This window comes from Microcoleus sp. MOSTC5 (assembly GCF_036701825.1).
GTDB lineage: Bacteria > Cyanobacteriota > Cyanobacteriia > Cyanobacteriales > Microcoleaceae > Microcoleus > Microcoleus asticus.
Genome location: NZ_JAUBRK010000010.1, coordinates 46,350 through 67,490, shown reverse-complemented (window position 1 = coordinate 67,490; position 21,141 = coordinate 46,350). Strand labels below are relative to the sequence as shown.

Sequence of the window (21,141 nt, the reverse complement as noted above, 5' to 3'; positions counted from 1 at the left end):
TAGATTGAATAATCGATCGATTTTGGATTTGGGATTTTGGATTTTCGATTGAATAGTTGACCTCTGTTCCGGGTTATTAAGGGGATGGAGGGCCCTAATACTCAAACAGCAGGCTGACCGCATTTTTGGTGAAAGTTCGGGAAGTGCGATCGGGTTTTACTCGCCCAAAAGCTACATACTTCTAAAAACCCACGGGCGATCGATTTCCCTCACCCGCCACCAAATCCCACAACAGATCAATACATGAGCCGAGATATGTTGCATCCTGATGACGATCGATCCATTGCACGACAGCAGGCAAAACCTCGCTTGATTTCAGACCCAACTTACTCAAGGCTTCTGCTGCGTAACGCACCCCGTCCTCCCCATCTTCCAGACGTAACAGCAGAGCACTGATTACGGCTTCTGAAGCATTTCCCAAGTTGCCCAAGGCAGATGCTGCCCAGGCACGCACCGAGTTATCGTCATCTTGGAGACGTAACAACAGGGCACTGATCACGGCTTCTGAACCATTTCCCAAGTTGCCCAAGGTCTGTGCTGCCGAGCTACGCACTAAGTTATCCCCATCTTCGAGACGTAACAGCAAGGTACTGATGACGGCTTCTGCAGCATTTCTTAACTTACCCACGGCTTCTGCTGCAAAGTAACATACGAACTCATCACCATCTTCGACACGTAACAGCAGAGCACTGATGACGGCTTCTGAACCATTTCCCAAGTTGCCCAAGGCAGATGCTGCCCAGGCACGCACCGAGTTATCGTCATCTTCGAGACGTAACACCAAGGCACTGATCACTGCTTCTGAAGCATTTCCCAAACTGCCCAAGGCTTGTGCTGCCGAGCTACGCACTGAGTTACCGCCATCTTCGAGACGTAGCAGCAGAGCATTGATGACAATTTCTGAAGCATTTCCCAAACTGCCCAAGGCTGATGCTGCCGAGCTACGCACCCAGTTATCCCCGTCTTCGAGACGTAACACCAAGGCACTGATCACTGCTTCTGAAGAATTTCCCAACTTGCCCAAGGCTTGTGCTGCGGAGCTACGCACTGAGTTATCACCATCTTCGAGACGTAACAGCAAGGTACTGATGACGGCTTCTGAAGCATTTCCCAAATCGCCCAAGGCTTGTGCTGCCGAGCTACGCACCAAGTTACCGCCATCTTTGAGACGTAGCAGCAGAGCATTTAGAGCATTTCCGAACTTACCCAAGGCTCGTGCTGCCCATAAACGTACCGAGTAATCCCCGTCTTCGAGACGTAACAGCAGAGCACTAATGACGGTTTCAGAAGCATTTCTCAACCCGCCCAAGGCTTGTGCTGCCTCACGACGGACATCCTCATTCCCATCTTCGAGGCGTCGTAGCATGGCAGTGATGACAGCTTCTTTTTCTCCTAATGCTGCTTGATATCTCCACAATCGATTTTCATCAACACCCCTTGCTTTCAAAAGTTGCAAAGTTTGCGCCTCAAAATCTGTCTCATTCATACTGCAAAGGATTTGAAAAACCTGATAGCGAACTCTGTCACCAACCAGTACCCTATCCCTTACCTCCAACTCAACCAACTTCTCCAAAATCTCCCCAGTTAGACTGGAATCTGCCACCTTTAACTCTTTAATATTTTCAGCAAGGCAACTGCCTGCAAAAAATAAATCGCGGTGCAACCATTCCTCATGCTTGCTATTCGCTGCCAAAATTGCCCGCATCGCTTTCGCCGCTTTCTTCGGTTTTTGTTGAGCAATCAACAACAGCAACACTTCCTGCCAGTGCGGGTCGTGCAAATGCTTGCGAATCTGCTCGATAACAAACTCAAAATCATCGTCATCATCTGCCTGATAGCCGATTTGCTGAGCGCAAAAATATTCTTGAAAAGTCTTGTGTACAAAAGCGTACAAATCTTGTCCTTGTTCGTTGAGCAATCCCGTCCGCTGTTGAATAAAATCAACAAATCGTTTAGCTTCCTCTTTTGCCTGGAACCGTTCAACCTGTTTTTTGGTTTTAATATTCTGAGTTAACTGGTCTAACAATTCATCCTTAGCAATCAGCGTCCCGCCTTCAGCCTTATCCGTACTACCCTGAGTGTGAATCCAATAGGCGAGAATTTCCATCTGCCGCCGTAAATCATCTGCATCTAAATATTTGAATACCGACTTCTCTGTCATGTTTTTGTGGGCATCCCAATTCTTTAACAGTGTCTCCACAGCTTTTTCATAAAGCTTGTGGCGTGCCCTCGGCAGTACAGATTGATAGCGGTGAATCAAAGCAATGATTGTCAGCAATAGCGGATTTCTCGCCAACAATTTAATTCGATCGTTTTCAGTGAGAGCTTTTTTAATGCTATCTTTGCGACGTTGAGCTTCCGCCGCATCTCGAACGCGGCTGTCGTACCAGCGATTAATAAACTCATCAATCTTAGGATCGTCAAACAGTTGTAACTGATAGTGTTCAAACTCCGAAGTATTAAAAAAATCGCGTTTGTAACCAGCAGGGCGAGAAGTAATAATTGCCAGATTTTGATGATACTGCCCCAAAAAACTCTCAATGTGTTCCACCACCTCATAGCGCTTGGATTCTTCCACAACCTCATCCAATCCATCCAACAAAATCATCGCCCTACCGTCTGCCAGCCAATACTCAAAAAAGCCTTCGGGCAGCGGTTTCACGCACATAGTTTTCTCGGCAAACTGGCGGGCATAGTCGAGGATATTGATATCTGAAAGCCTAGCAAAATCCCGAATTTTAATCAAAATCGGCAAGCAATCTCTCCCAGAATCCCAGCCGAGTTTTTCTGGATTATCCTGAGCCAACATCACCGCAAAAAAGCTCAGTAAAGTTGTTTTTCCAGAACCAGGAGCGCCCAGCAACACAAATTTATTTGATTGATTTTGATTCAATAATTGTGATGCTAAAAACTTTCTCCCAGAGCTAGTTTCTCTCTCCCATAGTTGCAGCCCTTTGCCTTTCAATCCTGGGAAATCCAATTTGAAATAAATATTTACCTCTTCCAAGACATCGGGCATCACAAAAATATGAGCCAATTTTTCCGATTTTTCGATTTCCTGACCTTCGACAGCAATGCCAGCAAACTTAACATCATCAAACCAGTTAGCTAGTTGTTTAAAATAGTCAGCTTTCGCAACTTTAAATTTTAAATAACTACTTGTTTTCTGGAAATAGTTTTCAGCAAAAACATCTAACCAATCATGCAGTCTTGCGGGATCGAATCGGCCTTGAATCTTCTTGTGTTCTAGCACTGTCGCATTAAATGCTTCAACTAACAATTTAACTTGAGGCTTTTCTTGGTCTTGGAAAGGTTTTAGGAGTTCTGGAAGTGCTTTGCCCGTCAAGAAACTTTTAAGGAAATCTTCTACTACACCCTGTTCGCAAGCAGCCGAGAATAATTCATGAGTGTTCTGGGCAGCTTCGATGCCACAAATACAAGCTTTGTCAAAATCGCTAGGATTAATTTTTTTCATAGCTTCTTTGAATCCTGTTTGTGCAAGCGGCGCGAGTGCTTGTGCTGCTAGTTTTAAGGCGAATGCTCCGATTTCAAATGTCATGGTAATTTTAAATATTTGTGGTTAATATTTTAGTGTTAAAGGCAGATACGGAACATCAGCTAAAACACCCATTCCATCTCGTTTAGGTTGAAAAGGATATCGCCTACTATTAAACATTTTGAGTTTGTTTATGCTCTGTTTCTAGTAACTGCGTCAATTGCTCTGCCGCACTATTAGAAGTATGCACTGAATATATAATTTCAGCAGATTCATTACCCATTACAATTCCTTCTTCTTTCGCCAATTCTGCTATTAAAAACAGCATCATTTGAAACTTTTCAGCCCGAGACAATTGCCGAAGTTGGGCTAATAATTCAAGATTTGACATAAAACACCATCGAATAAATTTTTACATTTTACTATGACCTTGAGATTTCAACCACTCCAAAACAGCACAGCCAATGCGTAAGTTTTGAACGGGCCCTCCTAGCCCGCCCCGATCGCCCTTATTGAAAAAGCTGTCACATCTCAGGTCAGATAAACCCTAGTTTTAAACAGGTCTGGGCACTTCGTAAGTCAAAAAGTCATAGGCCATTTTCGTATTCGGAAAAATAGCCTGCGCTTCCTTGAGCAAATCATCCAGGACGATCGCATTCCCCGGAGCGTAACGCGGGCTAAAATGCGTCATAATTAGCTGTTTCGCCCCAGCGATCGAAGCCACTTGAGCCGCCATAGTCGAAGTTGAATGGAGGCGATCGAAAGCCATTTGAGCATCTTGATGAGCAAAAGTAGCTTCATGCACCAACAAATCAGCATCCTTCGCCAATTCCACCGCCCCGTCACAAAAAACCGTGTCAGTACAATACACAAACTTGCGCCCGATTTGATCCGGGCCGCAAAAATCCGTACCTTTAAACTGTCGCCCGTCCGATAACTTTACCGTCTTTCCTTGTTTTAATTGACCGTAAAGCGGCCCCGAAGGAATACCCACAGCCTTCGCTTTTTCTACATCAAAATGTCCCGGACGGTCTTTCTCAGTTACTCGATAACCAAAAGCAGTAACTCGGTGCTTCAAAGGGCCGCAGCTAACAATATATTCGTCATCTTCATAGATGACTCCCTCGTGAATTTTGTGTACCTTAACCGGATAAGAAAAATGAGTTTGAGAATAGCGAACGCCAGCTTGCAAATATTCTTCAAGTCCCGGAGGCCCGTAAAGATCGATGCGCTTGACATTCCCCGCCAAACCGCAGCTAGCCAGCAAACCCATTAAGCCGAAAATATGGTCGCCGTGCAGGTGAGTGATGAAAATGCGGCTTAGTTGGCTGACTTTTAGGTCGCTGCGGAGAAACTGGTGCTGAGTTCCTTCGCCGCAGTCAAACAGCCACAGTTCCGCTCGCTGGGGCAACCGGAGGGCGATGCTGGAAACGTTGCGCGATCGCGTGGGGACGCCGGAGCTAGTTCCGAGAAATGTAATCTGCAAGAGTCAAATCACCTCAATTAAGTCTTTAAAAATATGTTACATATATCCAGAGTGCGGCAAATCCGACATACAGGAAATAGTCGCAGCCAGGAACCGGGATAAATCGCTGTTCCTGCGAACATCTAGTTGCTAAAATCATTTTCGACAACGGCACAGAGTGCCAAACCCAATTCTAACGTTTTCTTTCTTTCGTTCCTCTTCCTTTTTCCCGAACCCCAGCTTCCCCTTAAAACTTGTCAAACATATACAGCATAAAAGGAAAATTTTCAAATGCAGTCAGGAGTATTTTTTGCTTCCGTTCTTTCGACATTAAAAAAACGCTACTTTTGGATTTCGTTGTTGTTTTGGCTGGTAATGGTGGCCCCAGCCCAGGCCGCGCTGATTTTGCGAGTTGCGGTACAAGACGGGGCAAGTCAGATAAAAGTCGGGAGTTCTACTAAGGCTGCAATCCGCGACGGCAGCGGGCGCAATTTGGGCGAACTGTCGGGAAACAGTTCTCAGTCGGCTCAATTTCGATCGGGAAAAGTGGCGATCGGTCGCTGGGCCGCCAACCAAGTTTGGATCGAGCCGAGCGGGAACGGTTATGTCTGGATTGGCGATCGTTGGTATCGGGGACGCACGCTTCTAGTTCCCGAAAAAGGAGGCTTGACTGCCGTCAACTACGTCGATATCGAACAGTATCTCTACAGTGTTCTCGGTGCTGAAATGAGTGGCAATTGGCCTATTGAAGCTTTGAAAGCCCAAGCTGTCGCCGCCCGTTCCTACGCTATCCACCAGCGCCTCAAAAGCGACACCGAGCTTTACGACGTGGACAATACTCAGTCTTCGCAGGTTTACAAAGGACTGCAAACAGAATCTTCTGGGACTTATTCCGCAGTCGATGCAACCGCCGGTCAAGTTCTGGCCTACAACGGTCAGATTATTTTAGCCGTTTTCCACTCTGCCTCTGGGGGACATACTGAAAATGTCGAGGATGTTTGGACGGAACCGCTGCCTTACCTGCGTGCTGTTCCTGACTTCGACCAAGGGGCGCCGGTTTACCAGTGGAAAGAAAATTTTTCTCGCGCCCAAATCAGCAGCAAGATTTCTGGCGTGGGCAATGTGATCTCGATAAAGCCAGAACGGACTACGGCTTACGGGAGCGTTTTGAGGATGAAAGTAGTTGGAGATGGCGGTTCTAGGGTCATGACCGGCGCAGATTTACGCCGGGTTTTAAGTTTGAGGAGTACCCGCTTTACCGTGATTCCTCAGTATGCCGGCGGTGGGAAACCAAGGAATAGCAACCAAGCTCCTACTGGTTTTCAAGTTGCTGGCAAAGGTTTCGGTCACGCTGTAGGAATGAGTCAGTGGGGGGCCTATAATTTGGCCAGGCAGGGATACGGCTACCAGCAGATTTTGTTGCACTATTACCGGGGTGCTACTTTGGCTAGAATTGCAGTGCAGTAACTGCTGGGAATGGGCAAGGAAGAAGGCAGATGGAAAAAGCGGGAAGAAAGAAGGGAAAAACAGCTATTTCTGTATCCGTGACTTCCGTGTCGTGAATACAGGGAATTGGGAAGGGGGAATTGGGAAGGGGGAATTGGGAATCACTAATGACTCATGACCCCGCCCAAACACGGATACAAGCCCCCAACTCCTGTCCTGGATAGATGCAAATTTTAGACTCTTGTTCAACCTCCCAGATTCATCTGTGGAGTAAATCTCAAATTTTTCGACGGAGCGATCGCACCGAAGTCTAAAATCTAAAATCTAAAATCTAAAATCGACTGACTGATGGCTAACTACATTAAGGATTGCTATGCAAAAGTGGGAGTATTTATTTGTGGATGCGAATATGTATCCTTTTGGAAACAAGCTTATTAGTTTATATGTAAACGGTGAAGAACAGCGAGATTGGAAACAAGGCTCGCTGCATCTATTTGTCAACCAGTTGGGGGAGGAGGGGTGGGAACTTGTGAGTTTGTATCACGACTCGAAGTATGACCAAAATTGTTTAATTTTTAAACGCCCTAAGATTATTTAAAAAAAATCGGAGTATAAAAAATTATGACATCAATAAAGCTTGACATTTTCCACCCTTCTTAGCAACGACCTAAAAGCCCGTTCCCCAACCAATATATTTTATTGTGGAACAGGCTTTCTGTCTATTATTGAAAAATCTGCCAGATTTGAGTTCAACCTAACTTAACAACAAACAACGGTTTTTTGTCATTAGTATTACAAGTTTTCCGAGCGTTCGATTCTGCGCTGCCATTCGGCATCTATTTTTGCTGACTGTTCTAGTTCTTGTTGGGTTAACTCGGTTTCTGTTGTATAAGCTAAGTCTTCTTCAGTCAGAAGGTTTTCTCCTGCAAATTCCCGAGCGTAAGCCAGTTTTTGGAGCAAATTGGCATCGGGTTCGTTTAATAACCTCGCTCGCTGCTGACGCTTTTGATTGCGGGCTTCTATCCGGCTATTTTTCCACTGAATCCAGAAGTAGCGAATTAAAGGAATTGCGAGAAATCCGACGCCGTAAATCAGGAGCATTGGATAAACAGCGCTGACGAAACCGATAAATCCACCTGCGATCGCACTTTTAGCTAATAAATTTCCTAAAACTAACGCACCGACAAGATTGACGGCTCCTAACCCTGCTGCGAGCATGACTTGTCCTGAACTGGCGTGACTGAAACGCCACAGCATTTCTCGCAAATAAGCTGCTACTGGTTCAGAATTTCTCTCGGTGGCTGTTGTTTGCAATTGCGGAAAATGGTAGACTATTTGCCCTTCGGGACTGACTTCGGGACGACCGTCAAAACGAGCGAGAGCCGGTAGCATATATTCTTCGTATTCTTGGGCGTATCCCTGTCCGAGATTGTCGAGATGCGGGGCAATTTGTTCGGCGGCGACTGCGCCTCGGTTGTTGCGAATTGTGGTGGCAATATCGCTCCACTTGCGCTCTTCTAGATTGTTATTGGGATTGCCGTCTCCAAATATAAAGGAGAAAACTGCTTCCAGAAAACTCATCTGGGGTTTTGGGTCATCATTTAAGCGCGATCGCTGCTGGTGGTATCGTTGGTCGTGGTTCCAGTAAAATATCCCGCTTAAGTCGTTCCAGAAGTAGGGAAAAAACGAAAAGCCGCCGCCGCTGTCGCCCCCGCCGCCACCGTCTCCTCCTCCCCCGTTATTGCTGTCGCTGCTGGAGAGTAAACTGGAGATTAAAATAGTGATAGCAACAAAAATTAAGAGGATAGAAGCTACCAGCACTATGCCGAAAGATATCCGAATTAGATAAAATAAAATGCGCCAGATTTTTTGCCACCATTCCTGCAACTGCAAGCGCAAGAATTTGTTTCGCAAAATATCTCGAAAGTTCTTGGGAAATAGGTAGGCAATGTCGCCGGATTCTGCTACTTGCAGGTTGCCGCCTGCTTCGGAGGCGAGGGTTAACAGTTCTCGCTGCGCAAAATTGACATCTAATCCAGCTTTTGCCGCCACGTCTCCAACCGTAACGCGGTAGCCAAGTTGTTCGACGGCTTGCATAATGGTGGGATTCGGAGCCATAGGTTTCTCTCTGTGAAAATTACCCGGTTATTTTTATTATATATTGCGGGAATTCGAGCTGGTTTTGGTGTCCTGGTTTCTGATTTTTTTTGAGGCTGCCCTTGACTTTGGGGCAAAATCTTGCTAGTGTTTTGCCGAATAACTTTTAAGTGTTGGCTAAACCCGGATAGCTTAATAAAACTTTGCGATCGAGTTTCTCCTCGGCAGGCTATTTGCTGGTTTCCCAAAAGGGGCAACGGCGGGGGATTGTGGGTACAGTTAGTAGGGTTCGGTGCGCGATCGCCCGTTGGCGTTAGCGAAGCGAGCCGAAGGAAAGCCCTCGAACAGGATCGCCCCTGCACTATAAAGCAGAACTTTTGCCTTCGGCGCGGGTTTTTGTAAGTTTTGTGTAGAGTGCCAGAGATATGTTAAAGAAATCTAGTTTTTTTGCAAGTCTTGCAAGAGTTCTATAAAATAGATAGAGCTTGTGCGAGTGTTAAACCCAAGGGCGTGTTTTAATGTTCGCACTTGCGATCGAGTAGGCTTTTTAGCGCTCTCAACACAACTGCCAACTACAACAGTTGCGCAATTATTAATAGGAAAACTTTACAGGCTAATTTTTCTGATTAGCCGCTAACCAAAGAATCGCATATGCCAAGAACTCAACGCAACGATAACTTTATTGACAAAAGTTTCACGGTAATGGCTGATATCATCCTGAAGATTATGCCGGCGAAAAAGCAGGCGAAGGAAGCTTTTGCTTATTATCGAGATGGTATGTCAGCTCAAGCAGATGGCGAATATGCTGAAGCGCTGGACAATTATCATGAGGCGCTGAAGCTGGAGGAAGATCCTTACGATCGCAGTTATGTCTTGTACAATATGGGCCTGATCCATACTAGCAACGGCGAACACGATAAAGCTTTGGAGTATTACGACGAGGCCCTAGAGCTCAATCCGAGAATGCCGCAAGCGCTGAATAATATTGCTGTGATTTACCACTATCAAGGGGAAAAGGAAAAGGAAGCTGGCAATTTTGAAGTTGCGGAAGGGCTGTTTGATAAAGCTGCGGATTATTGGAAGGAGGCTATTCGCTTGGCCCCGAACAATTACATTGAGGTGCAAAATTGGCTGAAGACGAGTGGCCGATCGCAGATTGATGTGTATTTTTAAGGCGAGTTTTTAGTAACAATATGCTCTCACGGGTTATTGGTTATTAGTTATTATAACCAACAAGTAACAAATAACCAATAACAACTAACAACCAACCAATTCCCAATTCCAAATTTTTATGATTGACAGAGAAGAAGTTCGGAAAGTAGCGAATTTAGCGAGATTGGAATTAACGCCTGAAGAAGAAGAGCAATTTACCGGTCAACTGAACGGTATTTTGGATTATTTTGAGCAGTTGAGCGAACTGGATACGAGTAAGGTGCAGCCGACAACGCGGGCGATCGATGTTAGCAATGTAATGCGATCGGACGATTTGCAACCTTTTGCTAACGGAGAAAGTATTTTGGAGGGAGCACCCGATCGCGATGGGGAGTTTTTTAAAGTTCCTAAGATTATGTAGCTTGATAGTGATAAATCTGTAATGTTCAGTCTTGGGATGACAGTCAGTCATGTATGTATTAATTGGTGGAGCAGGAATGATGGGGCTGGGTTTAGCCCAGCAGTTATTAAAAGTCGGTCATACGGTTGCCATCATTGATGTTGACCCGCTTGCCTGTCGCTTTGCTCGTGAAAAAATCGGAGTGATGACATTTGAAGGCAGTGCAGTTAGCACAACGGTTCTTCTGGAAGCCGGAATTAAACAAGCAAGCGCAGTCGTTGCATCACTCAGGGATGATGCACTGAATTTAGCGCTGATCACCCTATCCAGGAGCTATGGCATTTCCCATATTGTGGTGCGAATGCGCGATCGCGAATTCATGGAAGCCTATCGACTTGCCGGAGCCAGTCACATCATCAGCACGATCGATTTGGCAGTCGCAACAATGGCAAATGCGATTGAATACCCTCAAATCGAGTCGATGATGCACTTTGAACAAGGGCAAGTCGAGGTGCTAAAGCTGCCCGTTCCAGGCGATTGCAATGTGGCAGGTCGCAGCGTTGCTCAAATTGCTCAAGACCCCCGCTTTCCTACAGGTTCGCTGATTATTGGTTATCAATGCCATGCCTGCGCCAATCTGGAGATTCCGAACGGCAATACTGTTCTTGAAGCAGGCTCTACCATCCTGGTCGTCACCCGTCCAGAGCTAGTTCACCCCATGATTGATTACCTCGGCATTCGCGCTAGTCATCTGCCAACGTTAGAAGTTTCTCATCCAAATCTTTGATGTAAGGATGAACCAGATCCTCTGGAACAATTCGCTTGCGGAGCGCATCGCTAACGGCTCCTTTTTCTGCTAAAAGCAATCGCCGTCGAATCGTATCTAGCCCGCTGCGATCGCCCTCTATTTGACCGGCCCGATGTTTATTGTAGAGATCGCGCAGCACTCGCTCAGAGTGTGCTACTCGTGCTTGATACGATGCCCATAACTCTTCGTAAACTGCCTTCGGTAACACGCCAGATTTCAGTAAACTATCTAGCTCATCTTGAGCCGCTTTGGAAGCGATTAACTGAATCTGTAACTGCCCAGCTTCCTGCATTACATCAGAAACACGGCCAATTTTTAGTCGTTTTACTATCCACGGTAAACTTAATCCCTGTCCGACCAAGGAGAATAAAACTGCACCGAAAACCAGGGCAATAATGTTATCCCGTCCTGGTAGGGTCAAGGGAATCGCAAGAGCTAAGGCCATTGAGAGAGACCCTTTAATGTTCCCTAAAACCAAAATGTGCTGCCAGCGTAGCGGAATGGGGCGATCGAACCAGCGCAGCCCCGCTAATAACAAATAGACCGAGAGAATCCGTCCCAGTTGATAGGCCAGAATGACCAATAAAATGGATGGCAAAATTCTCCACAGCGTCAGCGGGTTAATTTCAATTCCAATCAGCAGGAAAATAAACGTATTGACGCCAAAACCAGCGTATTCCCAGAAACTCAGCAAGGTAATCCGATCCGAGGCAGACGAACTGCGAGGCAGCCCAAGGTTGCCAAAAACAAGCCCGGTGATGACAACCGCCACTGCGCCCGATACGCCTAAAAATTGTCCGATTTGGAAGGTTCCCAATGCGAGAGCGACGGTTAGCAAAAGGCTACTCAACGGATCGTTTAAGCGAACAAATATCGGCACGCTCAAGTAACCTAAAACACCCCCGACTACTGCCCCACCTAAGGCAACCACGAGCAGTTCCTTCACGCCTTGTATAGCGGTGAGAGAGCCTGTCGTATAAATTACCAAAACCAAATTAAATGAAATTAGAGCAGCCGCATCATTGAACAGAGTTTCTCCCTCAACAATGGTGGACAATCGAGAAGGCACGCGGATCTCTTTAAAAACCGCGATCATCGAGACTGTATCAGTGTTTGCCAGAATGACTCCGATCAGCAACGCCGGAATCCAGTCTAGCCCCAGCCCAAATTTAACCAGAACAGCGATAATTGCTGAGGAAAAGATAGAGCCGGGACCCGCCAGCAGCGCGATCGGCTTAAAGGTGCTGCGGAGACGGCTGATATCAGTATTGATCGAGGCTTCAAAAATCAGAATTGGTAGGAAAAGATTTAATACTAAAGAGGGGTCTAAACCAATTCGACGCGACAAGAGATCCGTAATGGGCAAACCTGCTAACACTAAGCCCGTCACATAGGAAATTCGCAACCGTTGGGTTACGAGTGCCACAACAGTTGCAATCAGCAGCAGAATGATCAAGATGATGACCAATTCAGGAATAACTCCTGCCGCTTGGCTATTTGTAGCAGGATTGCTGTCCAAGGGAGGTGATTGCGCTACAATCGACTCCATCACCGATACTCCTCTCATAAACTCGTTTTCCTCAAAGAAATTGACAGAGTAACTACGGTTTTAGTCTACAGGAGACGGTTCACTTTGTTGTACAATTAACTGCAATTTATGTGGTGTATTTGGATGAATGCCGATGAAGCTGAAACAGGATTTCTGGGTTGGTTGGGCGATCGGGGCGATCGTCATTACCTTTTGCTCGATCCCAAACTGCCTTACAAGGACAACAATCTGATATCGCTGCGATCGTCATTACCTCCTGTTGAGCCCAAACTGCCTTACAAAAGCAACAATCTGATACTGAGCGTAAAACCTCACACTGCTCTATAAGCTAGTTTCCTACTAGAATAGATTGGCTGTCACACAGCAATCAGTTTATTCACTTTTTGGAAATAGTCATGACAACCGATCGCACCACAAAATCTCGCTGGCTTTTCACCCTTTGGCAATTGACGATCGTTTCCCTCAGCCTGGTTCTGATTTTTGCTCTTGCTTATTGGAGTCTGGATGCACTGGATTTGGGAGGACTTCAGGAGCGGAATGGGGAAAGTGTTGCTGGCTTTCTGCCCTTCTTGTATTTCAGTGTCGAAACATTTTTCCGAATTGGCTATGGCATTCAAACTCCAGTGGGATTAGCTTGGGCAATCGTCACTTTAGAGGCAATGAGCCATTTCCTAATCGAAGTGGTTTTTATTTCTCACATGGCTACTCTAGGCTTGCACAGACTCATTTCGCTGAGCGATCGCACGCGCCTTGAAAACACCTTGAATCGTTTTTAGATGGCAATTTTTTGGCTAGCTCTGGATGATTTACAAAACCTTACAGGATGCTAATTTCTCTTAATTGTGCTGGTTTTTAATATTTTTTTAAACAGTTTATTCTGAAGTGTTGCCGACCAGATCGCGGTTGCCGCGAAGGCAGGTAACGGAAGTTGTTGATGGGAGCATTTCATATTTGTAAAAATATTTGTTCTGGCTCCTTTCTTCTGCCTCCTGCCTCAAAACTCGAATTTCTAGCTTGGTTGCTTTCATTGAGATGCTCGCGTTGTCGATCCGTATGTCAGGAGTAGGAGAGCGATCGCCCAAAATCATCGACCGTCAAATTTTTGAGTGGGTTTTGGACGTTCTGATTCGCGGGACTAAATTCCTCGCAGGTAATCGTCCTCTCTGACCTTGAATTTAGGTAGCGTCACAGACACGCCACGTCAGAATCTCCCAACGTTTAAGGACAGGTTCAGCAATCACGATCTCATTTTCTCTTGCCTCTATGACGATCAAATAATCTCCCTGGTTAAATCTGTCATTGTACATTCTTGCTTGTTCTTCTGGCACCAACCATCCTTGAAGTGCGCCATATAGACCGCCAGCAGTTGCAGCAATCCCACTTCCAAAGAAAGTTGCTAAAATGCTTTCCACCGCTACTGCCTGACCAATACCGGGAATTAGCAGGCTGCTGAGTCCAACAATTAAGGCTAGTGAACCTAGTCGTATGCTGCCTAAGATCGCGCCTACTTGTGCGCCTGCTGCTCTTGTCATTAAAATTTGCTTCACGCCCAGAGAGTCCAAATCATTATTGTCAGAAGGTTTAGCAATCACTGAAATCTTTTGCATGGGGAAGCCCCTGCTTTTTAGCTCAACTAGCGCCTGCTCTGCGTTTCGATGATTAGTAAATAGGCCGCTAGCACGTTTGAGATTTTGGTAATTCATGAGAAATATTCAATATTCAACGCTACAAAATTGGTAAATAGTGTGTAAAGCCGCTGTGAATGACCTCATCACAAAAACTACTTAGTTCAGAGGTGCGAAACGCTTTAGCAAAGCTGACAAAGCAATCATTGGCAGTCCGAATCCGATACAAATTAAGGCTTGGATTGTGTTCAAAGCTTCAGTGTCAAATAACTGATTCATCACGCCCCATTGGCTAAACAGGAATTGGAGAATGAAAATAGCCCCAATGCCGATCGCTACCGCGTAGCCAACTGATTCATCTTTACCGCGTAGTTTGGCGACGAGCGCCGGAACGAAGCGACTGATACTTAACAGGTAAAAAGCTTCTGCCGCAACCAATGCTTGAATTGCCATTGTCCGGGCTAGAGCTTCATTGCCTGTGGTTTGGACGATCCATTCAAACATTCCAAAGATCGCAATCCAGTTAAATACCGAAACTGTCAGAATCCGAGCCGTCAGCCTGCGAGACAGAAGCGGTTCATTGGCAGGTCGAGGCGGCTGTTGCATGACATCGGGAGAGGGCGGCTCAAATGCCAACGGTAAGCTCAACGCAACTGAACTGACCATATTCAGCCACAGAATTTGTACTGGCAAAATGGGTAGCGGGGTTGCCAAAAGTACGGCAATCAAGATGGTCATGGACTCTCCACCATTCACGGGCAGGATGAAGGCGATCGCCCGCAGCAGATTCTTATAAACCGTGCGTCCTTCCTCAACTGCTTTCTCGATCGAAGCAAAGTTGTCATCCGTCAGAATCATATCTGCGGCTTCTTTTGTGACTTCAGTGCCCGTGATGCCCATCGCTACCCCAATATCAGCTTGCTTCAGGGCGGGAGCATCGTTAACTCCATCTCCAGTCATCGCCACAATCTCGCCCTTAGACTGAAGTGCTTCGACAATGCGGAGCTTTTGTTCTGGCGCTACACGAGCAAACACGCAGCTTTGTTCGACAGCATTGGCTAATTCCTGCTGATTCATTTGAGCGAGTTCTTGACCGGTAAAAACGGGAGCATCTTGGGTTTGATGTAGTCCCATTTGGTGCGCGATCGCTGCTGCTGTTTTGGCATGGTCGCCGGTAATCATCTTGACCTGAATTCCCGCAGACCTACAGGCTTGAATCGCTTGAATCGCTTCGGGGCGAGGCGGGTCGATCATGCCTTGCAGCCCCAGAAAAGTTAACCCTTGCTCAATATCAGAATGCTCAATAGAAGATTGAGAAGCGGGTACAACTTTCTTGGCAAGTGCCAGAACTCGCAACCCTTTTTTCGCCATCCTCTCCACGGCTTGCTCGATCGGCGCTGGGTTGATGGCGATCGCCTCTCCCTCTTCATCGAGCATCTGGCGACACCGCTTGAGAATTGCCTCAATTGAACCCTTGACATAAATCAACCGTTCTGGACGATCGTCATGTAAGGTTGCCATGTATTGAAACTGAGATTCAAACGGCAGTGTATCGAGCCGGGAAAGCGCTTCCTCCAGTTGCTCAGTCATTAACCCCGCTTTTTGGGCTACCGCAACCAGCGCCCCTTCCGTTGGACTACCGATCGCAGTCCAGTTCCCGTCTTGCACGTCTAGATAAGAATCGTTGCACAACAGTCCTGCTTGCAGGCATTCATATAAAGCAGGTGCGTTCGCCAGGTCAACGGAGCGTCCATTTACAGAAATTTTCCCGTCTGGTGCATATCCTCCACCGCTAACCCGATATCGCTTTCCACCGGCCTCAATTTCCTGAACAGTCATTTGATTCTCAGTCAAGGTTCCGGTTTTGTCGGAACAAATCACGGTGGTGCTGCCCAGCGTCTCAATCGCCGGAAGTTTGCGAATAATGGCGTGCTGCTTTGCCATTTGGGAAACCCCAATCGCCAGTGTCACCGTTAAAATCGCGGGTAAGCCTTCAGGAATTGCGCTGACGGCAAGCGCCACAGATGCCTTGAACACCTCAACCCAAGAAAATTTCTGGGCAATGCCTGCGACAAACGTGAAGGCAGCCAAACCTAAAATGACATAGAGCAAGGTTTTGCTAAATTTGTCAATTTTGCGGCTCAGTGGGGTTTCCAACGTGGTGCTTTGCTGCATCAGTTGGGAGATGTGTCCGGTCTCGGTCATCTCGCCAATGCTGACCACCAGTCCGCGTCCCTGTCCAAACGTTACCAGGCTTCCGGTATACGCCATGTTCCTGCGCTCGGCCAGTGGAGTGTCTGCCTCTAAGGGCTGGGATTCCTTCTCAACCGGGACAGATTCTCCCGTTAACGCTGACTCATCGACCTGTAAGTCACGGACTTCGATCAGCCGCAGATCCGCAGACACTTTATCCCCAGAAGACAGCAAGACGAGATCGCCAGGAACCAGTTCGCTGGATGAAACCACTTGCTTTTGACCGTGGCGGAGAATCGTTGCCTCACTTGCAACAGATTTTGCTAAAGCGGCGATCGCATTCTCTGCCTTTGACTCTTGAACGAAACCAATGGTGGCGTTCGTTAGAGCGACCCCCAAAATTACACCTGCATCAATCCACTCTTTGAGAAATGCTGTAACTATCCCAGCAGCTAACAAAATGTAGATTAGCGGCTGATTCAGTTGCTGAAAAAATCGCAACCAGGCACTTTGCGGCTTCTGAGCCGTTAGTTGATTGGGCCCGAGGATCTCGCGCCGTTCCGCTGCCACATCGGAAGATAGGCCTATTTCCAGGTCACTCTCTAAAAGCCGAGCCACTTTCTCGACAGAGAGGTCATGCCAAGAGTGTTCTACTAATTTTTCTACATTCGTTGCAGTCATAACGCTTCTTGTCAAGCCAAGTGCTTGTCTGTTGTTTCGTCTTGTTTCTAGCGTCATTGATGAATGTGAGCAAAAAATGATCGACTGATTTGTGTTACTCACATTTCGATCACATTTGCTCCGTCTACTTACGCAGAGAACCGATTGAGGTAGCTTGTGAACTTGCCAAACTTAGTTCACTGCATTTGATTGAGTGTTTCCTTTTAATAGGGTTATAAAAAGCATTACTTTTGATGGATGAACTCTCGTACATTCACTTGTTAAGTTGAGATGATGAAAAAGTTCATGCTGAGGTTTCTCGGCAAAATTGCGTTTCAAAACCAACAAAACAGGCAAATAATATGCAATTATTGAAGCTCTTGGTGCAAGGAATCAGCGTCAGCACAGTTGCAATTTTGGGTTTAGGGGCTTGCACCCCCCCCAATAATTCACAGACAACTGTTCCATCTACTTCTGCTCCCACAATTGCCACTGAAAATACGACTGCTCCAACCGCTTCTGCGCCTGCAACCACGACCGCACAGACGGCTGAAAATCAAAACATTGACGATATTGCCGATCGCGTAGAAGATGCCTTGGACTCGGATACCACCCTCAAGCAATTCGATTTGGACGCAGACGATCGAGCTAATGCGATTGTGTTAACCGGGCGCGTTCAAACGGCAGAACAAAAAGCATTGGCAGAACAAATCGCTCGGCAAGTTGCAGCGAATGTTTCCATCACTAACGAAATCGTCACTCAGTAGTTCCTAACAGTGAAGTGGCAAGCGCCAAAGGCTCTTGCCACTTAAAAAAATTGCGCGATCGCAGCCAGGAAACCTATGGATTTGGCAACCTTATTTGACTGGATGCGATCGCAATATTGAAACAATAAACTTATTCAACGATCTCGTAACGGACTAACTGGCGAACATTTTGACGCGATAACTGTAGTTCTTGCGCGATCGCTGTCTCTATCTGGGTTGCGTCAGTCATTGGCAATTCTAATTGCAATCGCTTCAAAATGGGTTCTGCTGTTTCTACCGCAACCAGGGTTGTTCCTTGTTTTCGGTTAATCACCGCGTTGATCAGCAATATATTGACAGACACCGTTGCTTTAAGCTGGGTATCTGCCTGAAGTTTATTTTTTGCGATCTCGGGTTGTTGTAATTCTTGAGCCATTAGGAAACCGGAACCAACCCAAAACGCGATCGCCACAAACGGTAGCGGCAACCAAAACTCTGCGCCTGATGCTTTTAGCCAACGTTTAGTAACCTGCCACATACTATACCTATCTGTTTTAAACGCTTGGCCAGCGATCTATTTGCACTTTAGTGGAGCGATCGCTCTACTGAAATCATACTCAAGAGAGATGCGTAAACTATTCGAGTTGGATATGAACAGCAATCAGCGATGTGGGCTGAACAAAATTACAACGGTTCCAATCAGGGAAATTGTAACACCAAGCAAGTCCCACTTATCTGGCTTAACTCCTTCAATGAGCCACAACCAAACCAGAGATGCAAGAATGTCAATACCGACCTAGGCAGCATATACTCTTCCAGCGTTTGAAGCATTGACTTGAGTTAGAGAAAGCGCAAAACAGATTAAAGCTAAAATGCCTGGAAAAATCCACAAAATGCTCTTTTCAAGTCTCACCCATGCCCAGAAAGCGTAACACCCGGAGATTTCTCCTAGAGCTGCAAGTATAAAAAAAGCAAGTGTTGGCATTTTTAGATTAATACTTAAAATAGGTAAATTTCATCAGCATATCAACAGCAATTCTCATTTTGAAACCCTTGCACTATTTATGTCAGATCAACTTATGTCAGATCGAACTGCACTCCTAATCGAACTGCTCCATGCGGCTTACGCAGCCTTCAACGCGCGAGACATTGACGCTGCCCTTGCCCTCATGACTCCCGACGTGGCTTGGCCGAAAGCGTTCAAAGGCGGTTTTGTCCGTGGACCTGAAGAAGTTCGCGCTTACTGGACTGAGCAATGGAGCGAGATCGATCCGCACGTCGAGCCGGTTTCCTTTTACTCGGAGGAAGCTGGGCGCATTTTGGTCGATGTGCATCAGGTCGTGCGTGACTTGGCTGGAGCAGTTCTTGTCGATGAGCACGTGGGTCATCGATTCACCCTCGATCGCGGCTTGATTCAAGCTATGGAAGTCTGTCCACTTCCATCGTCCGCCCCAGAGTCCTAACCAGTTCAAACTTCTGTGCCATAACAGCAATTCTCATTGTAAGCAACCCCGGTCTAAAGACACGGGGCTTTAGCCCCAGTCAAACATACCGAACAAAGACATTTGCCCTTGCAGTTGGCACGTTATCCCCGGACTTTCGGGCTGGATTACAGACAACCCCAAAGCAGCAATATTCTTACTGGCGTTTAGATCAGCATCATGTTCAAAACCACAATGCCCGCACTTAAATTTTTTCCCGTTCCGATAAGACTTTTTCTGATCGGTTTCGGGGTGAACATGGTGGCAACGGCTACAAGTTTTGGAAGTATAGGCAGGAGGTACAAAAACAACTGGAACACCCGCAATTGCAGACTTGTATCCGACAAACAAACGCAACTGGTAAAAAGCCCAATTGTTCGTCCGCCTCCGCTCAATCTTGCTTCTGGGCTTAGTATTCAGGCTTTCCCTGATACCCGTCAAATCCTCAAAAGCAAGTGTTGCATTTAATCGTTTTGCGTCCTGCACCAATTCCTTACTTATATTATGGTTGAGCCATTTTTGAAAGCGTTGTTCTCTGCCTTGAAGCCTTCTAGTCAAGCGTCTACTCGACCTAGTGCGTTTGCGTTGAACGTTTGCCCTAACCCTACTGTATCTATCTCTAGTAGCCTGCAATTGTTTACCATTCCAAGCTTTGCCCGTGCTACTCGTCGCGATATCAGTACGCCCCAAGTCAACACCAATTATCTTAGGAGTCTTGGCCGTTGGTGGCGTGTCAATTTCAACTACAAAATTGATGTAGTAGTCCCCCTGACGGGTCTGATTCAGCGTTGCACTGGTAAGAGTTTGACCGCGCAGCAAAGCAATTTGATACCCACCGATAGACAACTTAAAATTGACTCGTCCAGACTTCAATGTAACTCCAACAGTCTGCTCGTCCTCCACATACTTAAATGTGCGGATGTCCAAGGCTATAGAAGTAGGTCTAAAAGTATGGACTTGTTTGCTGGCGCTACAGTTACCAACTACTCGTCTAATAGCTTGGCAGACGTGGTTAGCTTTAAGTCCAGTTGCGGCGCGGACACTTTTATAGACCAGGTGGTGAAGTTTGGTTGTGTTATAGCACTTCTCCTGTTTAGCTACTACCAATATCTGATTGCAAGCATCCGCAAACCCTTCCAGCGTGGTGTCTATTTCTTGACGCATTTCGGAGGGGACTATCAGCTTGCATTTAACAGATATAGATTGAGTCATAAGCCTATTATAACTTATCTAGTAGATGCAAAACATAACGGGATACTAAAGTATCCCGTGTCGTTTTTCCTCCCAGCGCTAAAGCGACTGGGTTTCCAAACTCCCGCGAGGGCTATATGAGAATCCTACTTGTGGAGGATGACCCAAAGCAACTGATGCCGCTTCAAACAGTGCTGTCTCAGGCAGGACATAGCGTAGATGGGGTAAAAGATGGAGAGACGGCGCAGTGGCTGTTATCCGAAAAAGATTATGATTTGTTGATTTTGGACTGGATGTTGCCACATATCAGTGGGGTAAATCTCTGTCGTCAGTATCGAGCCGCAGGGAAAACAGCTCCGGTTTTGATGATCACGGCAAGAGATACCACGCCTGAAAAAGTGACCGGGTTAGACGCAGGCGCAGATGATTACCTGGTTAAACCGATCGATTTGGTTGAATTCATGGCACGAGTGCGGGCATTAAGACGGCGATCGCCCCTTTGGCAAGGAGATACGCTCAGCCTTGAGGATCTGCACCTCCACCTCGATACTCTGACTGTTGAGCGACAAGGTGCAACCGTTACCCTCTCCTGTCGCGAGTTTCAGTTGTTGGAGTATTTTATGCGTCATCCCCGGCAAGTTTTGACTCGGAATCAGATTGAACAAGGCGTGTGGGAATGGGGGACTGAACCAGAGAGCAATGCGATCGCAGTTCTAGTTCGCAAACTCCGCCAGCGCTTGCAGGCTGTAGGATCTGCAGACTGGATTGATAGCATTTACGGTATGGGTTATCGCCTGACTTCCCCTGAAAAGTAACGATCGTAAAAGCAAAC

General features: G+C 46.6%; 20 protein-coding genes and 1 pseudogene. 10 read left to right on the top strand and 11 right to left on the bottom strand.

Features of this window, described 5'->3' with window-relative positions; translation table 11 throughout:
• Nucleotides 1–181: 181 nt before the first annotated feature.
• From QUA54_RS07250 to QUA54_RS07240, 3 genes are all read right to left on the bottom strand, one after another.
• Nucleotides 182–3,559: a HEAT repeat domain-containing protein gene (locus tag QUA54_RS07250; RefSeq protein WP_333413991.1), complete on the bottom strand. Its 3,378-nt coding sequence runs from the start codon at nucleotides 3,557–3,559 to the stop codon at nucleotides 182–184.
• 109 nt (nucleotides 3,560–3,668) lie between these two features.
• On the bottom strand, nucleotides 3,669–3,887 hold the full coding sequence (locus tag QUA54_RS07245; protein ID WP_333413990.1) for a hypothetical protein: 219 nt from the start codon (nucleotides 3,885–3,887) through the stop codon (nucleotides 3,669–3,671).
• Nucleotides 3,888–4,049: 162 nt separating this feature from the next.
• Nucleotides 4,050–4,982, bottom strand: a complete 933-nt coding sequence (locus QUA54_RS07240) for a ribonuclease Z (RefSeq protein WP_333186513.1) — start codon at nucleotides 4,980–4,982, stop codon at nucleotides 4,050–4,052.
• Between the two features lie 270 nt (nucleotides 4,983–5,252).
• On the opposite strand from QUA54_RS07240, the gene QUA54_RS07235 reads away from it, so the two are divergent.
• Complete coding sequence (locus QUA54_RS07235; protein ID WP_333413989.1) at nucleotides 5,253–6,428, top strand: SpoIID/LytB domain-containing protein; 1,176 nt, start codon at nucleotides 5,253–5,255, stop codon at nucleotides 6,426–6,428.
• 352 nt (nucleotides 6,429–6,780) lie between these two features.
• Complete coding sequence (locus tag QUA54_RS07230; RefSeq protein ID WP_172186920.1) at nucleotides 6,781–7,005, top strand: hypothetical protein; 225 nt, start codon at nucleotides 6,781–6,783, stop codon at nucleotides 7,003–7,005.
• Between the two features lie 194 nt (nucleotides 7,006–7,199).
• Here the strand turns inward: QUA54_RS07230 and QUA54_RS07225 are convergent, their stop codons facing one another.
• Entirely contained in the window at nucleotides 7,200–8,525 is a 1,326-nt protein-coding gene (locus QUA54_RS07225) for a hypothetical protein (RefSeq protein WP_333413988.1), read from the bottom strand.
• A 630-nt stretch (nucleotides 8,526–9,155) separates the two neighbouring features.
• On the opposite strand from QUA54_RS07225, the gene QUA54_RS07220 reads away from it, so the two are divergent.
• From QUA54_RS07220 to QUA54_RS07210, 3 genes are all read left to right on the top strand, one after another.
• Complete coding sequence (locus QUA54_RS07220; RefSeq protein ID WP_172186918.1) at nucleotides 9,156–9,677, top strand: photosystem I assembly protein Ycf3; 522 nt, start codon at nucleotides 9,156–9,158, stop codon at nucleotides 9,675–9,677.
• Nucleotides 9,678–9,795: 118 nt separating this feature from the next.
• Nucleotides 9,796–10,077 (top strand): Asp-tRNA(Asn)/Glu-tRNA(Gln) amidotransferase subunit GatC, encoded by a 282-nt coding sequence (gene gatC / locus QUA54_RS07215; protein ID WP_332978921.1) that lies wholly within the window; start codon nucleotides 9,796–9,798, stop codon nucleotides 10,075–10,077.
• A 49-nt stretch (nucleotides 10,078–10,126) separates the two neighbouring features.
• A complete protein-coding gene (locus QUA54_RS07210) occupies nucleotides 10,127–10,843 on the top strand; it encodes a TrkA family potassium uptake protein (RefSeq protein ID WP_333413987.1) in 717 nt (238 codons plus the stop codon).
• On the opposite strand, the gene QUA54_RS07205 is transcribed toward QUA54_RS07210, so the two are convergent.
• Nucleotides 10,800–12,431: a sodium:proton antiporter gene (locus QUA54_RS07205; protein ID WP_333186499.1), complete on the bottom strand. Its 1,632-nt coding sequence runs from the start codon at nucleotides 12,429–12,431 to the stop codon at nucleotides 10,800–10,802. The genes QUA54_RS07210 and QUA54_RS07205 overlap by 44 nt on opposite strands.
• Nucleotides 12,432–12,521: 90 nt before the next feature.
• Here QUA54_RS07205 and QUA54_RS07200 point away from each other — a divergent pair, with 90 nt between their 5' ends.
• Nucleotides 12,522–12,740, top strand: coding sequence for a hypothetical protein (locus QUA54_RS07200; RefSeq protein WP_333413986.1), 219 nt, complete (start codon nucleotides 12,522–12,524; stop codon nucleotides 12,738–12,740).
• A 17-nt stretch (nucleotides 12,741–12,757) separates the two neighbouring features.
• Nucleotides 12,758–13,189 carry an ion channel gene (locus QUA54_RS07195; protein ID WP_333414056.1) on the top strand — a complete coding sequence of 144 codons (432 nt, stop codon included), beginning with the start codon at nucleotides 12,758–12,760 and terminating at the stop codon, nucleotides 13,187–13,189.
• Nucleotides 13,190–13,285: 96 nt separating this feature from the next.
• Here QUA54_RS07195 and QUA54_RS07190 read toward each other — a convergent pair whose 3' ends face one another.
• From QUA54_RS07190 to QUA54_RS07180, 3 genes are all read right to left on the bottom strand, one after another.
• The gene (locus tag QUA54_RS07190) at nucleotides 13,286–13,441 is read right to left on the bottom strand and encodes a hypothetical protein (RefSeq protein WP_333413985.1); all 156 of its coding nucleotides are present in this window, start codon (nucleotides 13,439–13,441) and stop codon (nucleotides 13,286–13,288) included.
• A gap of 147 nt (nucleotides 13,442–13,588) precedes the next feature.
• Nucleotides 13,589–14,116, bottom strand: a complete 528-nt coding sequence (locus tag QUA54_RS07185) for a hypothetical protein (RefSeq protein ID WP_333413984.1) — start codon at nucleotides 14,114–14,116, stop codon at nucleotides 13,589–13,591.
• 81 nt (nucleotides 14,117–14,197) lie between these two features.
• Nucleotides 14,198–16,912, bottom strand: a complete 2,715-nt coding sequence (locus QUA54_RS07180) for a cation-transporting P-type ATPase (protein ID WP_333413983.1) — start codon at nucleotides 16,910–16,912, stop codon at nucleotides 14,198–14,200.
• Nucleotides 16,913–17,253: 341 nt separating this feature from the next.
• Between QUA54_RS07180 and QUA54_RS07175 the strand changes: the two genes are divergently transcribed.
• Nucleotides 17,254–17,658, top strand: coding sequence for a BON domain-containing protein (locus tag QUA54_RS07175; protein WP_333413982.1), 405 nt, complete (start codon nucleotides 17,254–17,256; stop codon nucleotides 17,656–17,658).
• A 130-nt stretch (nucleotides 17,659–17,788) separates the two neighbouring features.
• Here the strand turns inward: QUA54_RS07175 and QUA54_RS07170 are convergent, their stop codons facing one another.
• Nucleotides 17,789–18,175 (bottom strand): hypothetical protein, encoded by a 387-nt coding sequence (locus QUA54_RS07170; protein ID WP_333186481.1) that lies wholly within the window; start codon nucleotides 18,173–18,175, stop codon nucleotides 17,789–17,791.
• A 123-nt stretch (nucleotides 18,176–18,298) separates the two neighbouring features.
• Nucleotides 18,299–18,622: pseudogene (locus QUA54_RS34410) on the bottom strand (YnfA family protein).
• Between the two features lie 79 nt (nucleotides 18,623–18,701).
• Here QUA54_RS34410 and QUA54_RS07165 point away from each other — a divergent pair.
• Nucleotides 18,702–19,100, top strand: a complete 399-nt coding sequence (locus tag QUA54_RS07165; RefSeq protein WP_333413981.1) for a nuclear transport factor 2 family protein — start codon at nucleotides 18,702–18,704, stop codon at nucleotides 19,098–19,100.
• Between the two features lie 69 nt (nucleotides 19,101–19,169).
• Here QUA54_RS07165 and QUA54_RS07160 read toward each other — a convergent pair whose 3' ends face one another.
• Nucleotides 19,170–20,330 (bottom strand): transposase, encoded by a 1,161-nt coding sequence (locus QUA54_RS07160; RefSeq protein WP_333199035.1) that lies wholly within the window; start codon nucleotides 20,328–20,330, stop codon nucleotides 19,170–19,172.
• Nucleotides 20,331–20,446: 116 nt separating this feature from the next.
• On the opposite strand from QUA54_RS07160, the gene rppA reads away from it, so the two are divergent.
• The gene (gene rppA, locus QUA54_RS07155; protein WP_172186809.1) at nucleotides 20,447–21,124 is read left to right on the top strand and encodes a two-component system response regulator RppA; all 678 of its coding nucleotides are present in this window, start codon (nucleotides 20,447–20,449) and stop codon (nucleotides 21,122–21,124) included.
• Nucleotides 21,125–21,141: the final 17 nt, after the last annotated feature.

Coding starts and splice junctions, on each gene's coding strand:
- QUA54_RS07250 (WP_333413991.1), bottom strand. CDS start 3,559: ATGACATTTGAAATCGGAGCATTCGCCTTAAAACTAGCAGCACAAGCA.
- QUA54_RS07245 (WP_333413990.1), bottom strand. CDS start 3,887: ATGTCAAATCTTGAATTATTAGCCCAACTTCGGCAATTGTCTCGGGCT.
- QUA54_RS07235 (WP_333413989.1), top strand. CDS start 5,253: ATGCAGTCAGGAGTATTTTTTGCTTCCGTTCTTTCGACATTAAAAAAA.
- QUA54_RS07230 (WP_172186920.1), top strand. CDS start 6,781: ATGCAAAAGTGGGAGTATTTATTTGTGGATGCGAATATGTATCCTTTT.
- QUA54_RS07225 (WP_333413988.1), bottom strand. CDS start 8,525: ATGGCTCCGAATCCCACCATTATGCAAGCCGTCGAACAACTTGGCTAC.
- QUA54_RS07220 (WP_172186918.1), top strand. CDS start 9,156: ATGCCAAGAACTCAACGCAACGATAACTTTATTGACAAAAGTTTCACG.
- gatC (WP_332978921.1), top strand. CDS start 9,796: ATGATTGACAGAGAAGAAGTTCGGAAAGTAGCGAATTTAGCGAGATTG.
- QUA54_RS07210 (WP_333413987.1), top strand. CDS start 10,127: ATGTATGTATTAATTGGTGGAGCAGGAATGATGGGGCTGGGTTTAGCC.
- QUA54_RS07205 (WP_333186499.1), bottom strand. CDS start 12,431: ATGAGAGGAGTATCGGTGATGGAGTCGATTGTAGCGCAATCACCTCCC.
- QUA54_RS07200 (WP_333413986.1), top strand. CDS start 12,522: ATGTGGTGTATTTGGATGAATGCCGATGAAGCTGAAACAGGATTTCTG.
- QUA54_RS07190 (WP_333413985.1), bottom strand. CDS start 13,441: ATGAAAGCAACCAAGCTAGAAATTCGAGTTTTGAGGCAGGAGGCAGAA.
- QUA54_RS07185 (WP_333413984.1), bottom strand. CDS start 14,116: ATGAATTACCAAAATCTCAAACGTGCTAGCGGCCTATTTACTAATCAT.
- QUA54_RS07180 (WP_333413983.1), bottom strand. CDS start 16,912: ATGACTGCAACGAATGTAGAAAAATTAGTAGAACACTCTTGGCATGAC.
- QUA54_RS07175 (WP_333413982.1), top strand. CDS start 17,254: ATGCAATTATTGAAGCTCTTGGTGCAAGGAATCAGCGTCAGCACAGTT.
- QUA54_RS07170 (WP_333186481.1), bottom strand. CDS start 18,175: ATGTGGCAGGTTACTAAACGTTGGCTAAAAGCATCAGGCGCAGAGTTT.
- QUA54_RS07165 (WP_333413981.1), top strand. CDS start 18,702: ATGTCAGATCAACTTATGTCAGATCGAACTGCACTCCTAATCGAACTG.
- QUA54_RS07160 (WP_333199035.1), bottom strand. CDS start 20,330: ATGACTCAATCTATATCTGTTAAATGCAAGCTGATAGTCCCCTCCGAA.
- rppA (WP_172186809.1), top strand. CDS start 20,447: ATGAGAATCCTACTTGTGGAGGATGACCCAAAGCAACTGATGCCGCTT.